Annotated in this window: 26 protein-coding genes, 3 tRNA genes and 1 pseudogene; 10 read left to right on the top strand and 20 right to left on the bottom strand. The window is 66.8% G+C overall.

The window, feature by feature from the left end; translation table 11 throughout:
* Positions 1–12 precede the first annotated feature (12 nt).
* The gene (locus tag FBY35_RS29630) at positions 13–1,551 is read right to left on the bottom strand and encodes a terminase large subunit domain-containing protein (protein WP_142217018.1); all 1,539 of its coding nucleotides are present in this window, start codon (positions 1,549–1,551) and stop codon (positions 13–15) included.
* Complete coding sequence (locus tag FBY35_RS29635; protein ID WP_142217019.1) at positions 1,548–2,084, bottom strand: hypothetical protein; 537 nt, start codon at positions 2,082–2,084, stop codon at positions 1,548–1,550. Before FBY35_RS29635 ends, FBY35_RS29630 begins: the two co-directional genes overlap by 4 nt.
* A gap of 421 nt (positions 2,085–2,505) precedes the next feature.
* Between FBY35_RS29635 and FBY35_RS29640 the strand changes: the two genes are divergently transcribed.
* On the top strand, positions 2,506–2,742 hold the full coding sequence (locus tag FBY35_RS29640) for a hypothetical protein (RefSeq protein WP_142217020.1): 237 nt from the start codon (positions 2,506–2,508) through the stop codon (positions 2,740–2,742).
* On the opposite strand, the gene FBY35_RS29645 is transcribed toward FBY35_RS29640, so the two are convergent.
* The 12 genes from FBY35_RS29645 to FBY35_RS29695 form a co-directional block, all read right to left on the bottom strand.
* Positions 2,731–3,192: a hypothetical protein gene (locus FBY35_RS29645; protein ID WP_142217021.1), complete on the bottom strand. Its 462-nt coding sequence runs from the start codon at positions 3,190–3,192 to the stop codon at positions 2,731–2,733. The two genes, FBY35_RS29640 and FBY35_RS29645, sit on opposite strands and share 12 nt — an antisense overlap.
* 69 nt (positions 3,193–3,261) lie before the next feature.
* A complete protein-coding gene (locus FBY35_RS29650; protein WP_142217022.1) occupies positions 3,262–4,707 on the bottom strand; it encodes a ParB N-terminal domain-containing protein in 1,446 nt (481 codons plus the stop codon).
* Entirely contained in the window at positions 4,704–5,366 is a 663-nt protein-coding gene (locus tag FBY35_RS29655; protein WP_222123167.1) for a ParB/RepB/Spo0J family partition protein, read from the bottom strand. The genes FBY35_RS29650 and FBY35_RS29655 overlap by 4 nt, the downstream gene beginning before the upstream one ends.
* Before the next feature lie 77 nt (positions 5,367–5,443).
* Complete coding sequence (locus FBY35_RS29660; RefSeq protein WP_142217023.1) at positions 5,444–6,274, bottom strand: hypothetical protein; 831 nt, start codon at positions 6,272–6,274, stop codon at positions 5,444–5,446.
* A gap of 130 nt (positions 6,275–6,404) precedes the next feature.
* Positions 6,405–6,599, bottom strand: a complete 195-nt coding sequence (locus tag FBY35_RS29665) for a hypothetical protein (RefSeq protein WP_142217024.1) — start codon at positions 6,597–6,599, stop codon at positions 6,405–6,407.
* A complete protein-coding gene (locus FBY35_RS37535; RefSeq protein WP_260848856.1) occupies positions 6,596–6,721 on the bottom strand; it encodes a hypothetical protein in 126 nt (41 codons plus the stop codon). The genes FBY35_RS29665 and FBY35_RS37535 overlap by 4 nt, the downstream gene beginning before the upstream one ends.
* Positions 6,722–6,732: 11 nt before the next feature.
* The gene (locus tag FBY35_RS29670) at positions 6,733–6,945 is read right to left on the bottom strand and encodes a hypothetical protein (RefSeq protein ID WP_142217025.1); all 213 of its coding nucleotides are present in this window, start codon (positions 6,943–6,945) and stop codon (positions 6,733–6,735) included.
* Between the two features lie 245 nt (positions 6,946–7,190).
* Complete coding sequence (locus FBY35_RS29675; protein ID WP_142217026.1) at positions 7,191–8,123, bottom strand: methyltransferase; 933 nt, start codon at positions 8,121–8,123, stop codon at positions 7,191–7,193.
* A 15-nt stretch (positions 8,124–8,138) separates the two neighbouring features.
* On the bottom strand, positions 8,139–8,390 hold the full coding sequence (locus FBY35_RS29680) for a hypothetical protein (RefSeq protein ID WP_142217027.1): 252 nt from the start codon (positions 8,388–8,390) through the stop codon (positions 8,139–8,141).
* On the bottom strand, positions 8,387–8,725 hold the full coding sequence (locus tag FBY35_RS29685) for a hypothetical protein (protein ID WP_142217028.1): 339 nt from the start codon (positions 8,723–8,725) through the stop codon (positions 8,387–8,389). The genes FBY35_RS29680 and FBY35_RS29685 overlap by 4 nt, the downstream gene beginning before the upstream one ends.
* Positions 8,726–8,788: 63 nt before the next feature.
* On the bottom strand, positions 8,789–9,925 hold the full coding sequence (locus FBY35_RS29690; RefSeq protein ID WP_142217029.1) for a ParB/RepB/Spo0J family partition protein: 1,137 nt from the start codon (positions 9,923–9,925) through the stop codon (positions 8,789–8,791).
* A 160-nt stretch (positions 9,926–10,085) separates the two neighbouring features.
* Positions 10,086–10,265, bottom strand: a complete 180-nt coding sequence (locus FBY35_RS29695) for a hypothetical protein (protein WP_142217030.1) — start codon at positions 10,263–10,265, stop codon at positions 10,086–10,088.
* Positions 10,266–10,891: 626 nt separating this feature from the next.
* On the opposite strand from FBY35_RS29695, the gene FBY35_RS29700 reads away from it, so the two are divergent.
* The 4 genes from FBY35_RS29700 to FBY35_RS29715 all read left to right on the top strand — a co-directional run bounded on the left by FBY35_RS29700 (position 10,892) and on the right by FBY35_RS29715 (position 13,114).
* Positions 10,892–11,911, top strand: coding sequence for a LuxR C-terminal-related transcriptional regulator (locus FBY35_RS29700; protein WP_160159352.1), 1,020 nt, complete (start codon positions 10,892–10,894; stop codon positions 11,909–11,911).
* A 67-nt stretch (positions 11,912–11,978) separates the two neighbouring features.
* Positions 11,979–12,521 carry a hypothetical protein gene (locus tag FBY35_RS29705; RefSeq protein WP_142217032.1) on the top strand — a complete coding sequence of 181 codons (543 nt, stop codon included), beginning with the start codon at positions 11,979–11,981 and terminating at the stop codon, positions 12,519–12,521.
* A gap of 151 nt (positions 12,522–12,672) precedes the next feature.
* Positions 12,673–12,921, top strand: a complete 249-nt coding sequence (locus FBY35_RS29710; RefSeq protein WP_142217033.1) for a hypothetical protein — start codon at positions 12,673–12,675, stop codon at positions 12,919–12,921.
* Positions 12,905–13,114, top strand: coding sequence for a LexA family transcriptional regulator (locus FBY35_RS29715; protein WP_142217034.1), 210 nt, complete (start codon positions 12,905–12,907; stop codon positions 13,112–13,114). Before FBY35_RS29710 ends, FBY35_RS29715 begins: the two co-directional genes overlap by 17 nt.
* Here the strand turns inward: FBY35_RS29715 and FBY35_RS29720 are convergent.
* Together FBY35_RS29720 and FBY35_RS29725 are read right to left on the bottom strand one after the other, a co-directional pair.
* Positions 13,111–14,055 (bottom strand): zinc ribbon domain-containing protein, encoded by a 945-nt coding sequence (locus tag FBY35_RS29720; protein ID WP_142217035.1) that lies wholly within the window; start codon positions 14,053–14,055, stop codon positions 13,111–13,113. The genes FBY35_RS29715 and FBY35_RS29720 overlap by 4 nt on opposite strands.
* 114 nt (positions 14,056–14,169) lie before the next feature.
* A complete protein-coding gene (locus FBY35_RS29725; protein ID WP_260848857.1) occupies positions 14,170–14,424 on the bottom strand; it encodes a DNA-binding protein in 255 nt (84 codons plus the stop codon).
* A 159-nt stretch (positions 14,425–14,583) separates the two neighbouring features.
* Here FBY35_RS29725 and FBY35_RS29730 point away from each other — a divergent pair, with 159 nt between their 5' ends.
* Positions 14,584–16,170 carry a tyrosine-type recombinase/integrase gene (locus FBY35_RS29730; protein ID WP_142217036.1) on the top strand — a complete coding sequence of 529 codons (1,587 nt, stop codon included), beginning with the start codon at positions 14,584–14,586 and terminating at the stop codon, positions 16,168–16,170.
* A 126-nt stretch (positions 16,171–16,296) separates the two neighbouring features.
* On the opposite strand, the gene FBY35_RS29735 is transcribed toward FBY35_RS29730, so the two are convergent.
* The 3 genes from FBY35_RS29735 to FBY35_RS29745 form a co-directional block, all read right to left on the bottom strand.
* A tRNA-Ile gene (locus FBY35_RS29735) sits at positions 16,297–16,370 on the bottom strand.
* 191 nt (positions 16,371–16,561) lie between these two features.
* Positions 16,562–16,634, bottom strand: a tRNA-Asn gene (locus FBY35_RS29740).
* A 5-nt stretch (positions 16,635–16,639) separates the two neighbouring features.
* Positions 16,640–16,712 (bottom strand) — tRNA-Asn (locus FBY35_RS29745).
* A gap of 173 nt (positions 16,713–16,885) precedes the next feature.
* Between FBY35_RS29745 and FBY35_RS29750 the strand changes: the two genes are divergently transcribed.
* The 4 genes from FBY35_RS29750 to FBY35_RS29765 all read left to right on the top strand — a co-directional run bounded on the left by FBY35_RS29750 (position 16,886) and on the right by FBY35_RS29765 (position 22,412).
* Positions 16,886–17,185, top strand: coding sequence for a YtxH domain-containing protein (locus FBY35_RS29750; RefSeq protein WP_186357099.1), 300 nt, complete (start codon positions 16,886–16,888; stop codon positions 17,183–17,185).
* Between the two features lie 36 nt (positions 17,186–17,221).
* Complete coding sequence (locus FBY35_RS29755) at positions 17,222–18,667, top strand: FGGY family carbohydrate kinase (RefSeq protein ID WP_142217038.1); 1,446 nt, start codon at positions 17,222–17,224, stop codon at positions 18,665–18,667.
* 92 nt (positions 18,668–18,759) lie between these two features.
* Positions 18,760–20,493 (top strand): ABC transporter ATP-binding protein, encoded by a 1,734-nt coding sequence (locus FBY35_RS29760; RefSeq protein ID WP_142217039.1) that lies wholly within the window; start codon positions 18,760–18,762, stop codon positions 20,491–20,493.
* Positions 20,490–22,412, top strand: coding sequence for an ABC transporter ATP-binding protein (locus FBY35_RS29765; protein ID WP_142217040.1), 1,923 nt, complete (start codon positions 20,490–20,492; stop codon positions 22,410–22,412). Before FBY35_RS29760 ends, FBY35_RS29765 begins: the two co-directional genes overlap by 4 nt.
* Before the next feature lie 134 nt (positions 22,413–22,546).
* Here FBY35_RS29765 and FBY35_RS29770 read toward each other — a convergent pair.
* Positions 22,547–23,799, bottom strand: a pseudogene (locus FBY35_RS29770) (RNA polymerase sigma factor).
* Positions 23,800–23,869: the final 70 nt, after the last annotated feature.

Consider the following 23,869-nt stretch of genomic DNA (forward strand, 5'->3'; position numbering starts at 1 on the left):
ATGGGGGCAGCTTCAACGGCGGCCGTCGAAGCGGTCGTCGTCGATGTCCGTTGGCAGGGTGTCGAGTTGGTCGGGGTCAGCCAGTTCAGTCAGTCCGTGCACGGCAGCGTCCATACGGTCCGGGCTGTCCATTCCCTCGACCCAGGTCACCATCTGGTCCTCCAAGACGGGGTACTCGCCGACGTGGTGAACGAGCTGCTGCTCGTAGAGCTGAGCCACGGGGGCAGCACGTAGCCGTTTGCCGACCTTGGCGGTGACCTCCAGGATCATGGGCATGAGCAGCCCCTTGGTAACGCCCTCGCGGCGCAGTTGCTCCCATGCCTGGGTGACAATCTGCCTTGCCATGTCGCCGCCGTAATTCTTCTCGACGACGATCGCGTCGGCCTTCAGTTCGAGAGCCAGGCGGCACGCGGCCAAGCCCCAGTCGTTGGCGCCCATCGATCCGGACCGGTCGGCGAGGACGTACAGCTGCCGGTCGAAGTCCCGGCCCACGCCGATGACTCCCGTCTCGTCGCCGACGGTGGACTCTCCGCCAGCGGGGTCCACGGCGACGACGATGCGCGCCATGTCGAGGCCCGAGAACTGGACGGCGTTGATGCGGGCGGTGTCGATCCACTCGCGCTTCCACACGCCTCCCTCGGGCGGCCTGGGCTTCTGCATGTAGAGGGCGCCCCACACGCGTTCGCCCACTCGTTTGCGGGTCTTGGCGTGGTGGGCTGCGTCAAAGCGTTCGGGCCACAGCGGCTCACCGAGTGCGCGGCCGAGCGGGTCGTCGGGGCTGTCGGCGATGGCGGGCAGGTCGATGACGCGCCAGGCGTCCCGCTCGGTGGCGAGGATGCGACCGGCGAGATCGTCCTCGTGCCACCGGGTCTGGATCAGGCAGATGGCGCCGACGGGTTCGAGTCGGGTTTGGAGTACGGAGGTCCACCAGTCCCAGGCGCGTTTGCGCATGGTGGGGCTGTCGGCGTCGGCCATGTCCTTGACCGGGTCGTCGACGATGGCGATGTGGGCGCCGCGTCCGGTCAGGCCGCCGCCGATACCGGCTGCGAGAAGGCCGCCTTCGCCGCCCACGATGTCGAAGCGATTGGCGGCCTGACTCCCCGTCTTGAGCTGGATGCCGAGGTCGTCGCCCCAGGTGTAGATGGCGTCCCTGATCCACCGGCCGTGGTCGTCAGCCAGGTCGGCGGAGTAGCTGGCGATCATCATGCGGTGGCCGGGATTGCTGCGCAGGTACCAGAGGGGCGCCCAGCGTGAGGCGCGGCGGCTCTTGCCGTGCCGCGGGGGCATGGTCAGCATGACGCGGTCGCACCGGCCTGCGGCCATGTCGATGAACGCTTGGTCGATGAGGTCCAGGTGCGGTGCCTGCATCTCCCGGCCTCCGGTGAGGACGGCGGCGAGCGCACCTGGTGAGCGGTCCATGGCCAGGTGGCGTTCAGCTCGCGCGAGTTCGGCGCGCAGCGCGGGTGAGGCGGACTGCGCAATGGCCCGACGCTGCGCGGCCGGGAGCGTCTTGTAGCGGGTGATGATGCCCTCGTCGTCGCGCGGTCTCATTCGGTGTCCGGATCGGTGAGCGCGATCAGGGCGTCGAGTTCGTCGGCCGTCACGCTTTCGATCTGGACCGGACCACCCTCCGGGCCCGACAGCTCAGTGCGGACGGGCATGTCGAGGCCGAGGAGGCGCGCACGGCGCTCCATGATCCGCAGCGTCCGGTCGATGGCCGCGAGGTCCTGGTCCCGGACGGCCTTCTTGTATGCGACGAAGAACAGCCGGTCGAGTCGGTCGGCTTCAAGAGCACGCAACTCATCTACGTCGTCGTTCAGTTCGGCGCGGCGGTCGGCAAGTGCGGTGCGAACGTCCCGGCAGGTGGCATGGATCAGTGCCTCGTCGGTCGGCGGGTCCTGGTTCTTGCGGTACCGCTCGATGCCGTAACCCTGGGCATAGGCGATGCCGTCGGAGTTAGCGGTCGGGTCGGCGGCGAGCTTGCGGGCGATCGTCAGCCAGTCCACGCCGGCGAGACGTAGGTCGATGGCGTCCGAGCGGCGGCGCGCAATGGCCGCACGCGCGGCCTTGTCTGGGCGTCCCACGGCGGGAGTCCTTCACAGCTCGGGTGCGCCCCCGCGCCCGCATCCATGATCGCACCCTGACGCGTCAGCCCTTTCTCACCTTTGTGGATTCGTAACGGCGCTGATCGCACTGTCAGTTGAGGCCATCCGCGAGATATGGTGCGCGCACCCATACGCCTTTGGGCTTGGGCTAATCCGGTCTGGCTCCTTGCGCCGTGGAGTGTCCGACGACTCTCCTAGGCAGAGCCGGACGGTGGGTCGGCTCCCCCTGTCGGGGGACGATCGCAGTACCTGTACCGCCAGCAGGAGGGGATTGAGCCAATCAGTCCTCTGCAACACCTGAGTCTTCTGCGTCGGCATGGAGCTCAGTTCGATCACTCATGTGGTCGAACTGAGTGCGTCCATGCACACGGTTCGGCCCCGATTGGAAGGACGCCGACCGTTGGACACGACCGTCATCCTCCTGGCTTTCGCCTGGTCCGGGGTGTTGTCCGTTGTCATCTTCGTGAGCAAGGGGCTTCTGGACCAGCTCCCGCCCCTGATCGAGTCGTGGCGCCGCTTCCTCCGCGCGCTGCACGGCGATGGGGTGGGCAGCGACACAGCCAACCGGCGGGAGCGGAGACGAGACGAGACGGGGCCGGAGGATGGCCGCCCGACCCCGCCATCGTCACAGCAGTGACATCTGCTCGCCCTCGCCAGGCCGCGTGGGCGGCACGTACTCAGGCGGCGCGTCCGGCGCGTCGCGCTCGGTCCGCAGCCACCAGGCGAACTGCCAGTTGCGGCAGGTCCGGAAACGGACCGAGTTCCTGCGCGGCTCGTGCTCGGGGATGCTGTGCTCACCCCATCCAGTGATGGGGCGAGCGTTGTTGAGGTTCACGTGCAGGCCCGGAACAAGAGCAGGCCCTTCCCACTGCGCTCCTGGCGCGCCCTCGAAGGCGAGGTGTGAGTTCTCGCTCCACTTCCACGGGTTGGGCAAGGCGCAGAGGTACCAGGCCAGGGGAGGGTTGTGCTCGGGCAGTTCGAGGGTCTGATGCCGGCGGCGGACGTCTACCCGCGGTCGGTCGGGCTGGCCGAAGCTGCGCAGGCAGTGCTGGTCGAGGGCTACGTGCCGTACGCCTGCCAGCCACATGATGTGGTACCGAGTTCGTGATTCAATTTGGATCTGTATTCGCTGCGACATGCACTCCCCATTACTTCCTTAATTGGCGAGAGATTCATTTCTCCCTACTACCAATTTTATCAAATTTCCCACCAATTCCAGATGCCTGTCATGCCGAAAGCCATTCGGGTAAGGCATGTTGAATTCCTCCTCGAATGCCTTCTCGTATTCCTCTTTGGGGAGTGCGATGGGGCGGCGGCATGTGGCCTTGAGGTTGGACCCGCTGAGGTCGCTGACCTGCACGTCCTTGAAGTAGCGGCGGAGCAGGGGTTCTAGGGTTTCGGGCGTGTGGAAGCGGAGTTTTTGCCACTTCCCCTTGACGAAGTTCATCTCCACGTTGTCCTCGTCGAGGAAGCTCATCTTCGTGGTGGCGGTCTTGGAGGTGACCCGCTTGGCCTGCTCGTCGCGGAGTTCGCGGGCGAGGTTGCGAGTGCCGAGGCACACCACTCCGTCCGCCGCACAGAGGGCGTTGACGGTGGCGAGTACCCAGTGCTGGTAGGCGAGGGAGGTGGTGGCGTTGATGACGGAGTCGAGGACCACTACGTCGTAGAGGCCGTTGGCCTGGATGTCCTTGGCGATGTCGCGGATCATGCCGACGACGGCGCGGATGTCGACGGCGTACGATCCGGCGGCGCAGCGGTAGGGCTCGTAGTCGTGGATGTTGAAGCCCTTGGCACGCAGGTGCTTGGCGTAGTCGCCGTACCCGGCGCCGAAGTCGACGACCCGCTGCGTGGGCTTGAGCCAGGGCGTGACCAGTTGGTCCCATGTCTCGGAGCCGTAGGCAAGCTTCCCTGCCTTGGCCTTGGAGGAGAACTGCCGGAGCCTCTTAGGTTGGACGATGTGCTGGTTCCATACGGGGGCCTTGCCCTCAATGGCGGTCCAGTCGTAGACGCCGTACTCGCCGGTGAGGTCGGCGTGGAGCTGGGCGGCGTCGGCGGAGGTCACGGTCCAGGCGAGGACGTCGAACCGGGAGATGGAGGCGACGACAGCGTATTCGGCGTTGAGGACGACGCGGCCCTGGTCGTCGATGACGACGCTGCCCCAGGGGCCGTGGCCGGCAGTCATGTGGGCGATGGCGTTGACGAAGGAGAGATTCTTGCGTTCGGCGACGCGGATGGACGGCCACGGAATCCACGACCAGGCACCGATCTCGCCGGGCTCGGCGTACACGACGCTGGCCTCGGTCTCGACGCGGTTGTGGAGCAGGTTGAACTGGATCTCGTCCTGCAGCCTGACCTTGGTGCCGAGCATGACCGCGGGCGTGTGGGTCAGGCCGATGGCCTTGAGTCCCTTGGTCCTCTGGTGGCCTGCGACCAGAGTGCCGTCCGCGTTGAGGATGACCGGCTTCACGACGCCGTGGCGGCGCAGGGATGCCTGGAGCCGGACGAACGCGCCCTCGCTGAGGCGGCGCGGGTTGTAGTCGGCGGGGCGGAGTTGGTCGAGCGGGTACGCCTCGTGGAACGTCGTGGTGGGTGCGCTGCTCATGCGGGCTCGCCCTCCTGGTGTGCCTGCTGGAGGACGTGCCAGCCGAAGCCGAGGTCGCTGTTGGTGTCGTCCACGAACTTCGTGTAGGTGGCGTTGAGGGCTTCGACCTCTTCGGAGGTGATGCGTACGCGCTTGGACTCCCACTGGAGGTATCCCCACTGGAGGTAGTCGACGGTGGCGGCGGCCCCGGTGCCCGCTCCGTCGGAAGTGAGTTCCAGCGTCTCGGGGAGGGTCGTGTCGTCGAGGAGTCGGTCGACGCTCTCGCGGTCGTACCCGGTGCCGGCGAGGTCCGGAATCTCGGAGAGGACTTCGGCCAGGAGCGCGGTGTCGTATCCGGCGAGGTCGTTGGTCCGGTTGTCGACGATGACGATGCGGGCTGCTGCGTCGTCGTCCACGTCGACCCAAGTGACGGCGATCTGCTCCCAGCCGAGCTGCTGCGCGGCGGCGTGCGTGTGGTTGCCTGCCAGGATCTCGTTGGGGCGCCGGGTGAGCGTGCCCTTGTTGACGACGATGGCCCGGTACTGGCCGTTGACGGTCAGCGATTCGGCGATGGAGGGTATGTCGCCGCTGCGGGGGTTTCGGTGGTACGGCGCGAGGTCCCCGATGGGGACTGCGAGCGGCAGAAGCTGTTCAGGAATGTTGGCGAGCGTCGCGGTCACGGGCTGTCCCTCGGAGTAGGCCGATCCCCGCGCCCTACTCCGGTCCACACTAGACGATCTCTGGCCAGGGCTGTGGACTACGCCATTTCGTCGACATGCTTGGCGCACGCAGCTCGAATCTCGTCCAGCAACGGGCTGGCCTGGCTCCACGATAGATTTTCTCGATCAGCTTCGTCCGCTGCGGTGTGCAGATCAGTCATAAGCGTCTTGAAGGTGTCTACGGGCAGTACGCGAGTGCCGAGTTGCCGGTAGCCGGTGTTCAGCCGGGTATCGAGTGCCCGAGACAGGTCATCGATCTTCTCGTGACACTCCTGGCGCTTGTCCGGCAGCCTCTCGCTATTCTTGTTCAGCTCGCGCACGCTGTGTAGTGACTCCATGTGCCTCCGCACACCTGAGACCCCCTTGGTGATCTCCGTGCAGAGTTTTCGCGTCCTCGTGGTCGATTTGTTAACGGCGACTACGGAGCCGATTAACAGCGTCAGCGTAATTGTGACGCGCTGCCCATTCTGAAGGTCTGAATAGTGGCCGAGAGCTATGAAGTTGATGCCCAAGGCCGTCCCCACCAGGGCTGTGCTGTGGAAGAACACCTCGGTGAGGATGTGAACGTCGAGCTCTGGCACCGTCCAGCCCTGCTTCCGTGGAGATGCCAGGCGTACGGAGGCGGTGAGAATGAGGGCGACTCCGGCGCCAAAGAGACTGAAAGGGATCAAGGCAACTGTGGCGCAGAGACCCAGCAGCACGAAGGCTGCCCGAACCGTAAGCCGCCTCTGGCGCCTGCTCAACTGCCACAGCGCCTGGGCTGTTTCGCTCCGCGTTGCGAGCACCGCGTAATGGAGCAGCGCGGAGCACACCAACGCAAACGTAGCGGGCTGGGCTCTGTCGAAAAGGCCGCCCACGTATTCGAACAAGCTATCCCCCTGAGGTCTACGCGGCTGGCGCGGCCATGGTCCGTCATTCCCATGCCAGTAGAGAGCCCTCAAACATGATCGTGAAGCGATTTGAGGAGATTCAGAGGAGAGGGCGGCCGGGTGTGGGCGATCACCCCGGCTTCCGCCCAGCACGTCGTTTTGCCTTGAGGCGCGTCGCACCGTCGACGAGTGCGAGCGGGCCGAGGATTAGCAGCAGGCCGGCCGCAAGGATGTATCCACCACCGAGCAGCGTGACGAACCAGGCGAAGAGGCCGACGGCCGCCATGAGAACGATGGCCGTCGCGGTGACGATAGAGCGGATCACCGGTTGTTGCACCCGCAGACGCCCGTGGGCAGGCACCAACTGCCGCAGCCGTCGCACCAGATGGAGCCGGGAACGGGTGGGATCCGAGCGGGCTGCTCGGCCTGGGCGGGGGTTACGGTCATGCTGCTCGCTCCTATTTTCTTGAAGTGCGGGCGCCGATCGCGGCTGCGAGCTCCGCGTAATGCTGGGCCGCTTCGGGGTCTGGTGTGCTCAGTCCGGGCGGGGGCTTCTTGCTTACGCTCCGTCGCTCAGCGAGGAGTTGGGGCAGCGGGCCGTATCGCTCCTCCATGAGCCGGGCATACAGCTTGGGATCGGCTGCGCCCTCGGTGTTGTACGTGGCGGGCATGCGTTCTCCCGGTTGAAACGAACGGCCCGCCCTGGCGTGGACTGCCTGAGGGCGGGTCGCTTCTTGGGCTGTGGCGGACGTAGACATCTGTGGCCCCACGTGGGCGGAGCCGGTGCCTGGCGGGTAGGGCGCGGGGGATTGGCCACCCGCCAGGCACCGAAGGGGATGCCGCATGCCACGGCATGTTGGTGGGCCGGTTCCTCGGTTGTGGTCGTTCCCGCCAACGAAATAGAACGTATCACTCTTCAGTGTTGGGATCTATTTTTCCCGACGGAGTGATCCCTCCCGTCGTGCGGCGCTCCGTACCCGAGCCCGTCAAAGGGTGCCGTTCCGTGGGCAGTTGGCACGTCCGTGAGGAACAGGTCTTGCTGCACGGCGCGGGGCCGAGCCGTGAAGTCCTCGGGCCTGAGCGTGATCTGCTTGAGGACGTGAAGGGGCGCGACTTCACGGACCGGAATGACTGCGATCACCGTGGCCACCCTCACTGCGGGGAACGCGTCTGCGGGCAGCTCCCAGAGATTTCCCCGCGCCTCCCACACCCGGGCGAGGAAGTCCTTGGTCCTGCGGTCGCTCCGGTACGTGAGGCTGCCGTACATGATCGCGACGAGGTGGCCGCCGGGCTGGACGAAGCGCAGCGCCCGCTCCACGTGCAGGATGTCCTGGCGTCCGGCGAACGGCGGGTTCATGATGACCCGTTGGTATCGGCGCCTCACCTGCACGCTGAAGAAGTCGGCGGTCGTGACCTGCCGGGCGTACCCGCCGGCGCGGATGTGCTCGGCGCGAGCGGCGTCGAGTTCGACGCAGTCCACGACGGCCCCGCGGGCGGCGACCGCTTCGGCGATGGCGCCGCGCCCCGCCGAAGGCTCCAGCACCTCGCATCCGGGTTCGAGTTCGGCGAGGTCCAAGAGGCGTTCGACCGTGGGCTCCGGCGTCGGGAAGAACCCCAGGTCGACGTCGGTGATCACCTCGCCCGTAGCGAGCAGCCCGGCGATGGCGTCGGCGGCGTCGATGGTGAAGATGTGGGCCTTCTTGTAGCGGTGCCAGACGCCACCCGCCGCGCGAAGGGCGAGGTTGACGCGCTCGTATAGCTTGCGTTCGAGTTGGCCGTTCAGGCGGAGCGCCGGGCCGTCGACCGTGGCAGCGCGGAGGACGTCGAGAACGTCGGGATCTATCTTCATGACTGGGACTCCTGATCAGGCGTACTGGGTGCAGTTGGCGGCGAGCGGGTGGCTCTTGTGGTCCGCGCAGACGGCGTCGCCCGTGGCAGGGTCTGTGCCGCCGTCGCAGAGCTCGCACACCCAGTAGCCGCAGACGACACAGATCGCGGATGCGAGCTGGTTTTGGGTGTGGGCAAGGTCGGCGTCGCAGAGGCGACAGAATTCGGGTGGGAGGGTGCCGTCTTCGGGCCAGGTCTTGAGGCCGTTGATGCGCGCGGGCCGCTTCACGCGGACTGTCCCTCCGCCTCGCTGGCGGCATCGGCCTTGGCGACGAGCAGCGCCGCTTCGAGTTCCACCAGGCGCGCCGCGACCATGATGGGGAAGCGGACGTAGACGGAACGTCCGGCCTGGTTGAGGAGTTCGGCAGCAGCGAGGAACGTCGCGTTGCTGGCCTCGTTTATAGCCTGCGGGTCGTTGTCGCGGCGGGCCTTGACCAGATGCTGCGCGGCCTCACGAACGAGCTGGGCGGCGTCGGAGTCGTACTCCTCAAGGGCGTTGGCCGTGGCGGGCACCCCCTCGAACAGGTTGCGGTTGATGTTGCGCATGGCGTGGATGTCGTTCATCACTGCGGGTCTCCCGATGGAAAGAGGGGGCGGCCCGTTGGGGGCCGCCCCGGGTGAAGGCGTTTAGGCTGCGACGGCGACGGGCTCGGCCTCGGCGTCGTCTGCCTCCGACGCCGGGGCGGTCTCCTGCTCCGCGTCGTCGGCGGCCTCGGCCTGCGGGGCGGGGGCGGCGGGCCCCGTCTCCGTCTCCGCGACCGTCTCCGAGGTGACGTCGGAGGTGGGCTCCAGGCTGGCGAGTGCGGCATCGGCCTCCGCGACCAGGTCGGGGGCAGCCGCCGCGGGGTTGACCATGATCTCGCTGGCGTCGGCGTGCGCCTTGGCCTGGCGGAGCTGGAAGCGGGCCTTCTGGACGAAGTTGGCGACCCGGTCCATCTGCTCCAGCCGCTTGCCCACCTGTCCCTCCAGGGTGCGGGCCAGCTCCATCGGGTCCGCCTTGCCGATGCTGTCCAGCAGCTCGCACATGCGCTCGATGTCGTCAAGGTCGGTCTTGGTCTTGGCCTGCGTGCGGGCGCGCTGGGCCTTCTCCTCGGGGGTCATCTCCTCGACGTCGACCATGGAGTCCTGCTGGGCCGCCTTCTCCTGCTTGCGCATGGCATAGGCGATGTGGACGAGCTGGTTGTCGCTCTTGTCGCCCTTCTTCCAGTCCTCGAAGACAGCCTTCTGGTTGTCCCGGGAGAGGGCGGCGATCTGCACGGCGGCCTGGGTGCCGATGTGTCCGAGGTCGACGGCCGTCTGGATCTCGGGGCGCAGGTTGAGCAGGGCCAGGCGCTGGTTGACGTACTGGACCGACTTGGAGAAGGTCTTCGCGACGCTGGCGGGGTCGGCGCCCTCCTCCTCGTCCAGGACCTTCTTGAAGCCGCGCGCCTCCTCCAGCGGGAGCATGTCCTCGCGGTTCAGGTTCTCGGCCATGGCCTTCTTGAAGGACTCCATGTCGCCGATCTCGGCGTCACCCTCGGTCAGGAGGATCTTCGTCTCGATGGTGATGTTGCCCGCCAGCCCGTTGGCGCGGAAGCGGCGCTCACCGGCGACCAGCTCGTAGCCGCCCTCCGCGACCTTGCGGACGACGATCGGCTGGAGGAGACCGTGCTCCTTGATCGAGTCGGCCAGCTCGGTCAGGGCCTCCTCGTTGAAGGTCTCGCGGGGCTGGTTCAGATTGCGGCGGATCTGACGCATTTTCAGGGTCGCGTACTTGTGCGGCATTTCATGCTCCAAGAGGTCGGTGGGGGTTTCTTTTCTCCCCCTTCCTTGTAGTTCTATTCTATATGCATTCGGGGTAAGGGTCCACGATTTTCGAGAAGTTTTTGCAGGTCAAAGCCGAGGGGCGGACTTCCAACCGGAAGCCCGCCCCGTAATCGTCTCGCTACTTGACACCAGACAGCTCCTCGCCGCCCGTCGGCGCCTCGGCGGGATCAATGCACTGAAGGTCCACTACGGCCAGCGCACCCAGCACCGCGCTCGCTTCGTCCTCCCCTAGCTCCGCGTACGCGATCCCGCCGGACTCCTTGAGGCGAGCCAGAACTCGCTCCAGATCTATCCCCACCCGAAATACACCCCGTCACACCGCCGCCCGCCTCCCGGCAAGCCGAGCCCCTCCTTAGATCCCCACACAGTAAGAGTTGCGGCACATATCGCGTACGAGAGCGACTGCCGTGCACTCGCTGCGAGGACCAAGGCCGAACATCACACCCCTGAAAGCTCCGCGTAAGAGCACCGCCAGCCCCGCTCCTGACACTCTTGGGCATCCGGAGCGGGGCATTTCGATGTCCACTAATCCCAGTTGGGATCCATCGCTGCAGAAACGCCCGAAGATTCAGCGCCCGCCGGCGGCACAATGACCGTCACCGGCACGGAGTCCCAGTTGGGATCCTCAGCCAGCACACTGGTGTGCTGCTGGGGGGCCATAGCAAGCGCGAGGGCCGCGAGCGCACCCACCAGCAACGAGGCCGCAGCTGCTCGGAGCCTTCGTGTAGCGATCATCCTGCGGATACCTTTCCCCTTTGGGCACATGGGCCCTCCCCTGTCGACATGAGCAACCGCAGGCGCCATCAGTTCTCAATTTCGGACGACCCGCATATGCCCAGGACAGTAGGCTTACCGGCTCACTCACCAAGATCAAGCCATTCAGTGTTGCGTGAAGGCGCACTTCCGAAGGACGCAGCCCCAAACATGAGCGAAGCGGACAAACCTTCAAGCGACGCAGGCTACCCTCAACTCTCGGCAGAGGCTTGGGCGTTGTACCGGCGCGCGATGAGAGGCGAACGAATCACCCCTCAGGAGCCAGGCTTCGGCGAGCTGGACTCGATGGGACTCCTCGTCCCCGAGCCGTTCCGACCTGGCCTTCACGTGCCAGCCGAGCTGGCACACGTTGAAGGCCAACTACGTGCACTTGCCGAGCAGCGGCTCTCCACAGCTGTCAGCTTCATGTCTGGTATCCGCTCTCTCCTTCAGAGTGTGGAGGAGGAGCAGCACCGGCACCGGCGCCCGACAGGCGAGTTGGCTGCAGAGTTCATCGAGGGTATCGACGCCGTCCACAAGGTGATGGCGCCGGCTGTCGATGCGGCCCATGGCGAGGTCCTCACTGCCCAGCCGGGCAAGCGCAAGCCGGAATTGCTCGCCGCTTCCGCTCCCCGTGACATGGCGCTCATTGAGCGAGGTGTGAGCATGCGGATCGTCTACAACGGCAGCAACCAGGGGGAGGCCGCAGCGCGCCAGTACGCGAAGAGCATCATCTCCGTTGGTGGCCAGATCCGAACGATGGAAGCCCCGATCACGAAGATGATCATCGTGGACAACGACCATGCTTTCGTCCCTGACTTCGCAGAGGGCAGAGCCCCCGAGGTTGGCGCTTGGCACATGCGGCACCCCGCCATGGTGGGCTTCGTTCGGGCTATCTTCGAGGATTTCTGGCAGCGATCAACTCCTTGGGGCGCCACCGGCCTCAGCGAACAGTTCTATGCTCCTGGCGCCAGTGAACCGACATCAGAGCCGGTGACCACGCCCCTGCTGCGGTCCATCCTGCGTGGGATCGTCGCGGGCCAGAGTCATCGGCAGATCGGTGACCAACTCGGCATCAGCGAGCGAACGGTGACCAACCACCTCTCCGGACTGCGCACCACACTCGGGCTGACGACCATCCCTCAACTGACCTTCTGGTGGGCTGAGTCGGACGAGCGAAGGCTGATTTAGTGCTGCACGCCAGTTGGCCACTCTGGCGTGCCACTTGGCTGGACGCTGCAACGGGCACCCTCTGAGGGTGACTGCCTTTCTGAACCAGCTGCCTGCACTCATAGGTGTCATCGTCGGTGTCCTGGGGACGCTGCTCACAGCTCGGCTCAACGACAGGGCGCAGTGGGAGCGCGCACTCTCGGTGCGGTGGGATGAACGACGACTGGATGCCTACACCGAGTTCGGTCGAACGCTCAAGGAGGTCCACTTGCTCGCGCATCGTCTCACGGCGTCGTCGCGACCCTCGTCGCGGGCGCATCCGATCGATCGGGCCACGGGGCTTGAGCTGATTGCCCAAGCGGACGCCCAGCAGACCAAAGCGTGGGAGGCGGTGCTTCTGCTGGGTGACGCCGACACTGTGGCCGCCGCGCGCGAGTGGCGCTGGGCTGTGCTGCAGCTGGAGCGGGCGGCACGTGGTCTTGCCGACGACGACTTCGACTGGGTAGCTGCCGTACGACGCGCGGACGAAGGCCGGGACGGCTTCTACGTCGCTGCCAGGGCCAGCCTGACTGTGGGCAGAGGCGATGTAACCCAGGCGCGATGGCTCACCGACCGACAGATGAACGCGTAATTCCGACGTGGCTGTAGAGCCGTACTCGCCGGTGAGCGGCCAAGTGGCCAGCTGAAGCACCCAATGGCCAACTGGCATGCTCAGTCACAGCCGCATTCGCACACCCAGTGTGTCTCCCACGCGAAAATCGAATACATGCTCTAATCGAGTCATGGCGCGAACCACCTTCCCCGACGACCTGGTCCAGGCCCAGCGCGACTGGATCCGCACATACGAGGAGCTCGCCTGCCGCTCCCCCGTGGCGAGCACTACGGCGCTCAGGCGCCGCCTGATCCAGCTGCCGTGCGGTCTGGCCAGTCACCCGTTCTGGACCGAGGCGGGCCAATCCTCGGCGGCCCTGGCGGAGCTGCGGCACCACGCCCGTGCGCGCGGCTGGACGCAGCATGAACGAGGTCACTGAGACTCAGCGCCGGATCCTGATCTGCGTGCGTGAGTGGATCGCAGAGCACGGCGAGGGGCCGACGATTCGGGAGATCGGTCAGCATGTCGGTCTGTCCAGCACGAGTTCGACGGCGTACCAGCTCGGGAGGCTGGAGCAGCATGGGCTGATCAGCCGCAGTGCCCGGAGCTGGCGCTCCATCCGGCTCTGTTAGCCAAGCTTGCGCCAGTGCAGCTTGACGCGGCCGGGCTCGATCTCCCGTACCCCGCGGTCCCTCGCCGAGTAGACCTCCACCTTCTCCAACAGCAACATCGAGAGAGCGCGCTTGGACCCGAACGGCGCATGGTTCCACCACCGCACCAGGTCCCTCACCCCACCGAGAGAGAAGGAAGCCATCTGCTCGGCGTATCGCAGGCGCGACCGTAGCGCCTTCACCTGCCCGGTGATCTCCTGGTCCGCAGCCTTGAACGCATCGAGACGGATCTCGCCCCTGGCGTACGGGCCGGCGAGATCCGTCCGCCGCCTCTCCAACGCCTTGATCTCTTCCTGGAACTCCTCGGCCTGCTTGGCCACACGACGACGCGCACGCTCGATCTGGGCCCGAACGGCAGGCTTGGACAACTCCGCCACTACGTACTCGGCCACATGCGTCTCGAGCAAGGCGGCATCGATACGAACCGTGCCACAGCCGCCCCGTCCGTCCTTCTCCTTCGGGCGGCACCGGTACCCCGGGTTGCCCGCGTTCGTGCGAGCCCCTGACAGCTCCTGCTCACAGTTGCCGCATCTGCTCAGGCCTCCAGAGAGCAGATACTCGAAGGCCGGAGTCTTGCTTGCCGTCTTGCTCTCGGCCAGCGACTTCTGGAGTTCGACGAACTCTTTCCGCTCAATCGCGCCGGGATGCCCCGCGTCGACCAGCTGGCCGCTGTCGTCGTACGCGCAGCCCGCGATGGCCGGATTCTTGAACAACCGGCCCAAGGTCATGCTCGTAAACGGGGAACCCAGCGTGCCCACGTACCCCTCGGCCGTCATCCAGGCGGCGACCTCAGCCGTGGACTGCCCGGCCCTCCTGCGGCTGACGGCCTGCCGCAGCGGGCCCACCTCACTGTCACGAAGCCGCCGACGCGCTGAGTCGTCGAAGCTGTAAAGCCGTGGCATGCGGTCCCGTCCGTCTCTCTCTGCGCTCCCCCTGTGCAGCGCGAAGCTTAGGCCACAACACTCCGTTAGAGACGGTCTAACTCAACATCTGACGCACCGAAGGGTGAGCCGAGATCAACCTTGGGACTGAGGCGAAACTCCCAAGACCCCCCAAAGGGAGGCCGTCGGAACCTTCACCGTTCGCCCCAGGGTCAGCACTTCCACAGGGAACATGCCGCCCTTGATCAAGGCGTACGCCTTATGCGCACTGATGCCCAGCGCCCGCGCTGCCGTCGTCACATTCACCGTCGGCGGCAACGCAAGCAGCTCCTCCAAGGTCATGACCCGCCCCCCAGAGGTCTTCGTCGCAAGAGTGTCGTTCTCAGTCATCTCGTTGTCGCGTTCTCCCCCGCGCCAACTTGCACACAAGGATAGGGCAACTCTTCAGAGTTACGGCATCATGGGCGAAGATCTACAGCAACCAACACGGGACGTTCACAGCGTCGGGGCGGGTCGTGCTCCGAATCTGTGGATCTGAGGGGAGATGGGATGCTAAACCCCAACTACTACCGGCGCTGCGCGTGCAAAGCACCGGCCGTCGATTCCGACGGGGCTCCGATATTCGACGCCAACGGCTCGCCAACGTTGCGCATGCTCGGGGCAAGCTGCCCGAAGCTCCCACTGAAGGGGCACGGCTCCTGGTACTTCTACTTCGAGCTCGAAGCCGGGGAGGGCGGAAAACGTCAGCGCGTTCGCCGGGGCGGATTCGCCACGAAGGACGAGGCGAAGACCAAGGCAGCAGAGGTGTACCGCGACGTCATCGGCGGCGCAGACGTACTCAGCAACGCCACCGTCGGAGAGGATCTGAACACCTGGCTCAAGAGGAAGAGGAGCCTGGCCCGCACGACTCGGCACGGGTACGAAGAGCACATCACTCTCTACCTCACACCGCAGCTCGGCCACATCAAACGGCGTGACCTCAAGCTGCGTCACATCGAGGCCATGTACGACGCGATCGAACGAGAGAACGCGGAGCGGCTGCTTCACCACGCCAAGGTGATCGAGTTGCAGGAGGCACGCGACGCCGCCTACACGGCCTGGGTCCGTGCCGCGGGAAGGAAGGAGGAGCGCCGTGTCACCCGTCGGGGCTACCTCGATGCCAACGCCGCGCTCCGCGAGAGCCGCAAGGGCAAGCGGAAGATCACCAGTGCCGCGACGATGCACCGCATCAACGCCACCCTGAGCTCGTTCCTGGGCAGCGGCATCAAGCGCGGCGAGTACGCAACCAACTGGGCCGCGATGGTCGAGCTGCCGGCGGTCAAGCGGCCCAAGGCGCTGGTCTGGACGCCGGAGCGGGTTGAAGAGTGGAGGCGCACGGGCAACAAGCCCAGCCCGGTCATGGTCTGGACGCCGGAGCAGACCGGCGAGTACCTGGACTTCGTCAGCGACGACCGGCTGTGCGGCATGTGGCACGGGTTCATCTTCCGTGGCCCTCGGCGCGGCGAGATGTGCGCTCTGCCCTGGACGGAGGTCAATCTAAGCGGCTCATGGTTCCGCATCTCCGCGCAGATCGTCGAGGTCGCCTACAGGCAGTACGACGAAGCGCCGAAGCAGGACAGTGTCCGTACTGTCACCCTCGACTCTGAGACTCGTGAGCAGTGGCGGCAATGGCGGATCACTCAGGCCAAGGAACGTGAGCAGTGGTCCGGCAAAGACGCCTGGGTTGAGACCAATCGGGTCTGGACGCACGAGAACGGCCAGCCGTTGCACCCCGATTGGATCAGCCGAAGGTTCAATCGGCTCGTGGAGCTGTCCGGCCTTCCCCCGATCCGACTGCACGACACACGGCACCTGTCGGCCACGCTGGCGCTCCTAGGCAAGGCCGACATCAAGGTCGTCCAGGAACGGCTTGGACACAGCTCCCGCCAGATCACCTCGGACACGTACACCAGCGTCCTGCCTCAGCTCATGACCGCCGAGGCGGAGTCGACAAGCGCAGTCGTGCCCCGGTCCCCGCAAAAGGAGACTTCTCCACGCGGGAAGCGTCCCAAGCCGGAGGGCCAGGATGAGGGCGCCGGACAGCCGCCCGATGCCGACGAGGGTGGGCCGGACGAGGGACTGCGTCCCGCCGCGTGACCTGCGTCCTCAATTTGTCCTCACGATCATGAAAACATGATCGCGGCGGGCCGCCAAGGTCCTGGCCGTACTCGATCCAACCAGCAAAGATGCTGGTCAGATCGCTTCTCCACGCGTAGCGCGTTGTGGGGCGGGTGGGACTCGAACCCACGGCCGACGGATTATGAGTCCGCTGCTCTAACCGGCTGAGCTACCGCCCCTAACGGCGCGTCGCGCACAAATGTGCGCGCCGTCTGCCGCAGCATAGCCGCTCATACGATCTCCTGCCTCGGAGGGGCGGCCACGCTCAATCATGAGGACTGCGCTGCCCCCTGCCCGGTTCCAGAAGCCGTCGGATCTCGCAGATGACACACGAAAAAGGACCCCCCAGGGGGTCCTCTTCCGGTATCTGCTCCCCCGGCTGGACTCGAACCAGCAACCCTCCGGTTAACAGCCGAATGCTCTGCCAATTGAGCTACAGGGGATCGCGCTCCCCCGACTGGACTCGAACCAGTAACCTGCCGGTTAACAGCCGGCTGCTCTGCCAATTGAGCTACAGGGGATTGCTGCGTATGCACCGAACGTACCTACCCCGGGCGTCCCGGGGGGCGTGTGCCCGCTGCGACACATACATTAGCGCAAGCAGGGGGGTGCTCCGCCAATCGGTATGGCCCCGGGTGATCACGGGCGAGGACGGGTAGGCGGCCTGCACCGACGCAAGGGAAGGGTGGCTGCCATGCGGTACAAGCTCACGTTCGTCGCCGGACTTGCCCTCGGCTACGTGATCGGCGCGAGGGCCGGGCGCGAGCGCTACGAACAGCTGAAGAAGTCCGTCCGCCAGTTCTCCCAGAATCCCGCGGTGCGCAACGCCGTGGAGTCCGCCGCGCAGAACGGCCGCCAGGTGACGGGCAAGGCCTTCCACGCGGTGAGCGACAAGGTCGGGGACCGGATGCCGGACTCGGTGGCCGAGCGGGTGCGGTCCCTCAGGGAGCGGACCGCCAACGGCGAGGACGACTGGGGAACCAGCAACACGTGACGCCGATACCCCCCACGTGCGGCAGAATCTTGTGTCATGGGGATAGTCGCCGGCTTGGACAGTTCGTCTGCATTCACACGCATCGTCGTCTGTGATGCGGACACGGGTGCCGTGCTGCGCCAGGGGTACGCACCGCACCCCGCCGAGGCGAAGGCCACCGAGATAGATCCGCAGGCCTGGCTGCTCTCGCTCGGCGATGCGGCGGCCGGCGGGCTGCTCGAAGGCGTGCAGGCCATCGGCGTCTCCGCCCAGCAGCACGGACTGGTGCCACTGGACGCGCAGGGCAATCTCGTACGCCTCGCGCTGCTCGGCAACGACAAGCGGGCGCAGGTCGCCGCGGCTGATCTGATCGACGCGCTCGGCGGGCGGCAGGCCTGGGCCGAGGCCGTCGGCTCGGTGCCGCAGGCCGCCCAGCCGGTGTCGAAGCTGCGCTGGATGGCGCGCTCCGAGCCCGATACGGCGCGGCGCGTCGCGGCTGTCCTGCAGCCGCACGACTGGCTGGTGTGGCAGCTGCTCGGTCGTCCCGGCCGCCGGACCACGGACCGCGGCGGCGCTTCCGGCACAGGTTTCTGGTCGGCGGGAACCGGCTCCTACCGGCCCGATCTTGTCGAGCTGGCGCTCGGGCACCAGGTCGCGCTGCCCGAGGTGCTCGGCCCTGCCGAGGCCGCGGGGACGACGCCCGAGGGGCTGCTGATCTCCGCCGGGACCGGCGAGACGATGGCCGCCGCGTTCGGGCTCGGAGTCGGGATCGGCGACGCGGTGGTGTCGCTGGGGGCCTCGGGTTCGGTGATGACCGTGCACCAGGAGGCGCTGGCCGACCCGAGCGGGATGATTACGTCGTTCGCCGACGCGACCGGGATGCATCTGCCGGTGGTGCACACGCTCAATGCCGTACGGGCGCTGCGGGGCACGGCCGAACTGCTGGGGATCGGTGAGCTCAGAGAGCTGTCCGCGCTGGCGATGAAGTCGACGCCCGGTTCGTCGGGGCTTGTGCTGCTGCCGTATCTGGAGGGCGAGCGCACTCCGCAACTGCCGCACACCGCGGGGACGCTGAGTGGTCTGCGCCGCGAGTCGATGAAGCCCGAGCATCTGGCGCGGGCGGCCTTCGAGGGCATGCTGTGCTCGCTCGCGGACGCCCTTGATGTGCTGCGTGGGCGCGGGGTCGAGGTGCGCCGGGTCTTTCTGCTGGGTGCGGCGGCCGAGCTGCCCGCCGTGCAGGCCGCGGCGCCCGCGATCTTCGGGGCGCAGATCGTCGTACCGCAGCCCGCCGACTACGCGGCGATCGGCGCGGCCCGGCAGGCGGCCTGGGCGCTCGGGGTCTCGCAGGGGACGCTGTCACCGGCCGCTCCCCCGGCCTGGCAGGGCGCGGCGGCCCAGGTTTTCGAGCCCGGGGACGAGCTGGCGGTGGGTCAGGCGGTGCGCCGGCAGTACGGAGCAACGCGGGATCAGATCCACCCCGGGGCGTTCAACCCGACATCTTGACCCCTCCTTGAATTAAACCCTTGGGGTTCCACGGGGGGAGTGTCGCAAGATGGGGTGACTCCCCAGATCTTGCCGACTCCGAGAGACAGCGTGTGCTGATACGACTACTGCGGACACATTTGGGTCCGTACAGACGACCGATCACCCTCCTTGTGGTGCTGCAGCTGCTGCAGACCAGCGCCACTCTTTATCTGCCGACCCTCAACGCGGACATCATCGACAACGGTGTCGTGAAGGGGGACACGGGCTACATCCTGCGGCTCGGCGCGCTCATGATCGCGGTGAGCATCGTCCAGGTGTTCTGCAACATCGGAGCCGTCTACTTCGGGGCGAGGACCGCCGCAGCGCTCGGGCGCGACGTCCGGGCCGCCGTCTTCGACCGGGTACAGAGCTTCTCCGCGCGGGAGGTCGGCCAGTTCGGCGCGCCCTCCCTGATCACCCGCACGACCAATGACGTCCAGCAGGTGCAGATGCTGGTCCTGATGGCGTTCACGCTCATGGTGTCGGCGCCGATCATGTGCGTCGGCGGCATCATCATGGCCCTCGGCCAGGATGTGCCGCTGTCGGTTGTGCTGCTCGCGGTGGTGCCGGTGCTCGGCATCGCCGTCTCGCTGATCGTCAAGAAGATGCGGCCGCTGTTCCGGACCATGCAGGAGCGGCTGGACACGGTGAACCGGGTGCTGCGGGAGCAGATCACAGGCAACCGCGTCATCCGTGCCTTCGTACGCGACGACTACGAGGCAGGGCGCTTCCGCGGCGCCAACAACGAGCTGACCGATGTGTCCCTGTCCACCGGACGGCTGATGGCGCTGATGTTCCCGACCGTCATGACGGTCGTGAACGTGTCGTCCATCGCCGTTGTCTGGTTCGGCGCACACCGCGTCGACAGCGGCGCGATCCAGATCGGCGCGCTGACCGCGTTCCTCGCGTATCTGATGCAGATCGTGATGGCCGTGATGATGGCCACCTTCATGTTCATGATGGTTCCGCGCGCCGAGGTCTGTGCCGAGCGGATCGAAGAGGTGCTGGACACGCGCTCGAGCGTGATCCCGCCGATCAAGGCCGTACGGGAGCTGCGCAGTCACGGGCATCTGGAGGTGCGGGACGTGGAGTTCCGCTATCCGGGGGCCGAGGAGTCGGTGCTGCGCGATGTCACGCTGGTGGCGCGGCCCGGCGAGACCACCGCGATCATCGGGTCGACGGGCAGCGGAAAATCGACGCTGCTCGGCCTCGTACCGCGGCTGTTCGACGCGACGGACGGCGAGGTGCTCGTCGACGGCGTGGATGTGCGTGACCTCGATCCGGCGCTGATGGCGAGGACGGTCGGGCTCGTGCCCCAGAAGCCGTACCTCTTCTCCGGGACCGTGGCCACCAATCTGCGCTACGGGAAGCCCGACGCGAGCGACGAGGAACTGTGGCAGGCGCTGGAAGTGGCGCAGGCCGCCGATTTCGTACGGGAGCTGGAAGGCGGGCTGAACGCACCGATCGCGCAGGGCGGCACCAATGTCTCCGGCGGTCAGCGCCAGCGCCTCGCGATCGCGCGGACCCTGGTGCAGCGTCCGGAGATCTATCTCTTCGACGACTCCTTCTCGGCCCTGGACTACTCCACGGACGCGGCGTTGCGGGGCGCACTCGCCCGCGAGACCTCCGAGGCGACGGTCGTGATAGTTGCCCAGCGGGTGTCCACCATCCGTGACGCCGACCGCATCGTGGTCCTGGACGAGGGGCAGGTCGTGGGGGCCGGAAGCCATCACGAGCTGATGGAGAGCAATGAGACCTACCGAGAGATCGTGCTCTCGCAGCTGACGGAGGCTGAGGCCGCATGAGCGGGCCGGGCGGACGGATGATGATGGGCCCCGTCGAGCGGTCCATGGACTTCAAGGGTTCGGGCAAACGGCTGCTGCGGCAGCTCGCGCCGGAGCGCATGACGCTGTGGGTGATGCTCGCGGCGGCAGTGCTGAGCGTCTCGTTCAACGTGGTCGGCCCGTGGATTCTGGGCCGGGCGACCGACCTGGTCTTCGCCGGGGTCGTCGGCCGCGGGCTGGACACCGGCACCAGCAAGGAACAGGCGATCGAGGGTCTGCGGGACAAGGACCAGGGCGGGCTCGCTGACCTCCTGTCCGGCGTGGACTTCACCCCCGGCGAAGGCATCGACTTCACCGCCGTCGGCCATGTGCTGCTGACGGCGCTGGCGGTGTACGTCGCCGCCGGTCTGCTGATGCTGGTGGCGACCCGGCTGTCGATCCGGGTGATCAACCGGACCCTGTACCGGATGCGCGAGGAGGTACAGGCGAAGCTGTCGCGGCTGCCGCTGTCGTACTTCGACCGTGCCAAGCGCGGCGAGGTGCTCAGCCGGGCGACGAACGACATCGACAACATCTCGCAGACCCTGCAGCAGACGATGGGCCAGCTGATCAACTCGCTGCTGACCATCGTGGGCGTCCTGGCGATGATGTTCTGGATCTCGCCGCTGCTCGCGCTGGTCGCACTGGTGACGGTGCCGGTGTCGGTCGTCGTCGCCACGAAGGTCGGCAAGCGCTCGCAGCCGCATTTTGTGCAGCAGTGGAAGACCACCGGCAAGCTCAACGCCCACATCGAGGAGATGTACACCGGTCATGCGCTGGTGAAGGTCTTCGGGCGGCAGGACGAGTCGGCCAGGGACTTCGCCGAGCAGAACGAGGCGCTGTACGAGGCTGGATTCAAGGCGCAGTTCAACAGCGGGGTCATGCAGCCGCTGATGTTCTTCGTCTCGAACCTCAACTATGTGCTGGTGGCCGTGGTCGGCGGGTTGCGGGTCGCCTCCGGCGCGCTGTCGATCGGCGACGTGCAGGCGTTCATCCAGTACTCCCGGCAGTTCTCGATGCCGCTGACGCAGGTCGCCTCGATGGCGAATCTCGTGCAGTCGGGCGTCGCGTCCGCCGAGCGGATCTTCGAACTCCTCGACGCGGAGGAGCAGGAGGCGGACTCGCCCTTGGCCGAGCGGCCGGAAAGCTCCAAGGGCCGGGTCTCCCTGGAGAAGGTCGCCTTCCGCTACGACCCGGACAAGCCGCTCATCGAGGATCTGTCGCTGAGCGTGGAGCCGGGTCACACGGTCGCGATCGTCGGTCCGACGGGCGCGGGCAAGACGACCCTGGTGAACCTGCTGATGCGGTTCTACGAGGTCACCGGTGGCCGGATCAGCCTCGACGGGGTCGACGTCGCCAAGATGTCCCGCGAGGAACTGCGGTCCCGGATCGGGATGGTGCTCCAGGACACCTGGCTGTTCGGCGGCACGATCGCGGACAACATCGCGTACGGGGCCTCCCGGCAGGTGACGCGCGGGGAGATCGAGGAGGCGGCCCGCGCGGCGCACGCCGACCGGTTCATCCGTACACTGCCCGACGGCTACGACACGGTGATCGACGACGAGGGCTCGGGCGTGAGCGCGGGCGAGAAGCAGCTGATCACCATCGCGCGGGCGTTCCTGTCCGACCCGGTGATCCTGGTGCTCGACGAGGCGACGAGCTCGGTGGACACGCGTACCGAGGTGCTCATCCAGAAGGCGATGGCGCGGCTCGCCCACGGCCGCACGAGCTTCGTCATCGCGCACCGGCTGTCCACCATCAGGGACGCGGACGTGATCCTGGTGATGGAGAGCGGGGCGATCGTCGAACAGGGCACGCATGAGGAGCTGTTGGCGGCGGACGGGGCGTATGCGCGGCTGTACGCGGCGCAGTTCGCCCAGGCGGTGGTGGAGGTGGAGTAGCGAACCTGGGCAGGCCCGGGACCCCGCGCGAAGCGCGTACGGGGTCCCGGGCCTGCCCCGGTTCGGGAGGGGGGTACCTCCCACAGCCGCCGGCCGCGGGGTCGGGACAGGCCCCTGCGCAGCGGTCACGCCCCTCAGTCCAGGTAACCCCGTAGCTGGTCCGCGAACGCGTGGTCTCTGAGTTTGTTGAGCGTCTTGGACTCGATCTGGCGGATGCGCTCCCGCGTCACGCCGAAGATCCGGCCGATCTCCTCGAGCGTCCGCGGCCTCCCGTCCACCAGCCCGTACCGCAGCTGGACGACCTTCCGCTCGCGTTCGCCGAGCGTGGAGAGCACCGCCTCCAGGTGCTCGCGCAGCAGCAGGAAGGCAGCCGACTCGACGGGAGACGCCGCGTCGCCGTCCTCGATGAGGTCGCCGAGTGCCACGTCGTCCTCCTCGCCCACCGGCGCGTGCAGCGAGACCGGCTCCTGGGCGAGCCGCAGCACCTCGCTGACCCGCTCGGGTGCCAGGTCCAGCTGGACGGCCACCTCTTCGGGGGTGGGTTCGTAGCCGCGCTCCTGGAGCATCCGGCGCTGGACCCGGACGACCCGGTTGATCAGTTCGACGACATGGACCGGGACCCGGATGGTGCGTGCCTGGTCGGCGAGGGCCCGGGACATGGCCTGGCGTATCCACCAGGTCGCGTACGTCGAGAACTTGTAGCCGCGGGCGTAGTCGAACTTCTCCACCGCCCTGATCAGGCCCAGGTTTCCCTCCTGGACGAGATCGAGCATGGTCAGTCCGCGGCCCACATACCGCTTGGCCACGGAGACGACGAGCCGCAGGTTGGCCTCGATCAGCCGGCGCTTGGCCATCCGGCCCATGACGACCAACTTGTCGAGATCGACGGCGAGTTGGGAATCGTCGATGTCGGGGGTGTTGGCGAGCCTCTCCTCGGCGAACAGACCGGCTTCCACGCGGCGCGCCAGCTCCACCTCCTCGACCGCCGTGAGCAGCGGAATCCTGCCGATCTCCCGCAGATACTGCCGGAACAGATCGGAGGAGGGCCCGCCGCTGTCGACGCGGCCGGCCCGGGGCTCCGGAGGCTCGGGCACATCCACAGTTTCCTCGACAACGGTCTCCGGGGCCGCCTGGGGCACGGCCTCGGGTTGCTGTACTGCCCGGCTCTGCGCGGGGACCTGCGCGGAGACGGCCGCGACAGCATCGGTCTCGGTCAGGGTCTGGGTCTGCACGGGGGCGACCTCCAGGTGATCGCTGCCGGTTCGGGGGTGTGCGGCAGCGGGACGTGGGCGGCCGGGCCGCTTTCCGTCCCGTACACGATGAGCGGATCCGCGGGAGTGAGAGGCCCACTGTGGGTGGACCGGCCGCGCTCCGAGGACTCAGGCACCGCACCCAGTGTGGGGTACGACACACAGCCGCCACGAGGGGCGTGCGAGCACTTTTTGAGTCCCGTGTGT

The organism is Streptomyces sp. SLBN-118 (assembly GCF_006715635.1).
In the GTDB taxonomy this organism is placed as follows: domain Bacteria; phylum Actinomycetota; class Actinomycetes; order Streptomycetales; family Streptomycetaceae; genus Streptomyces.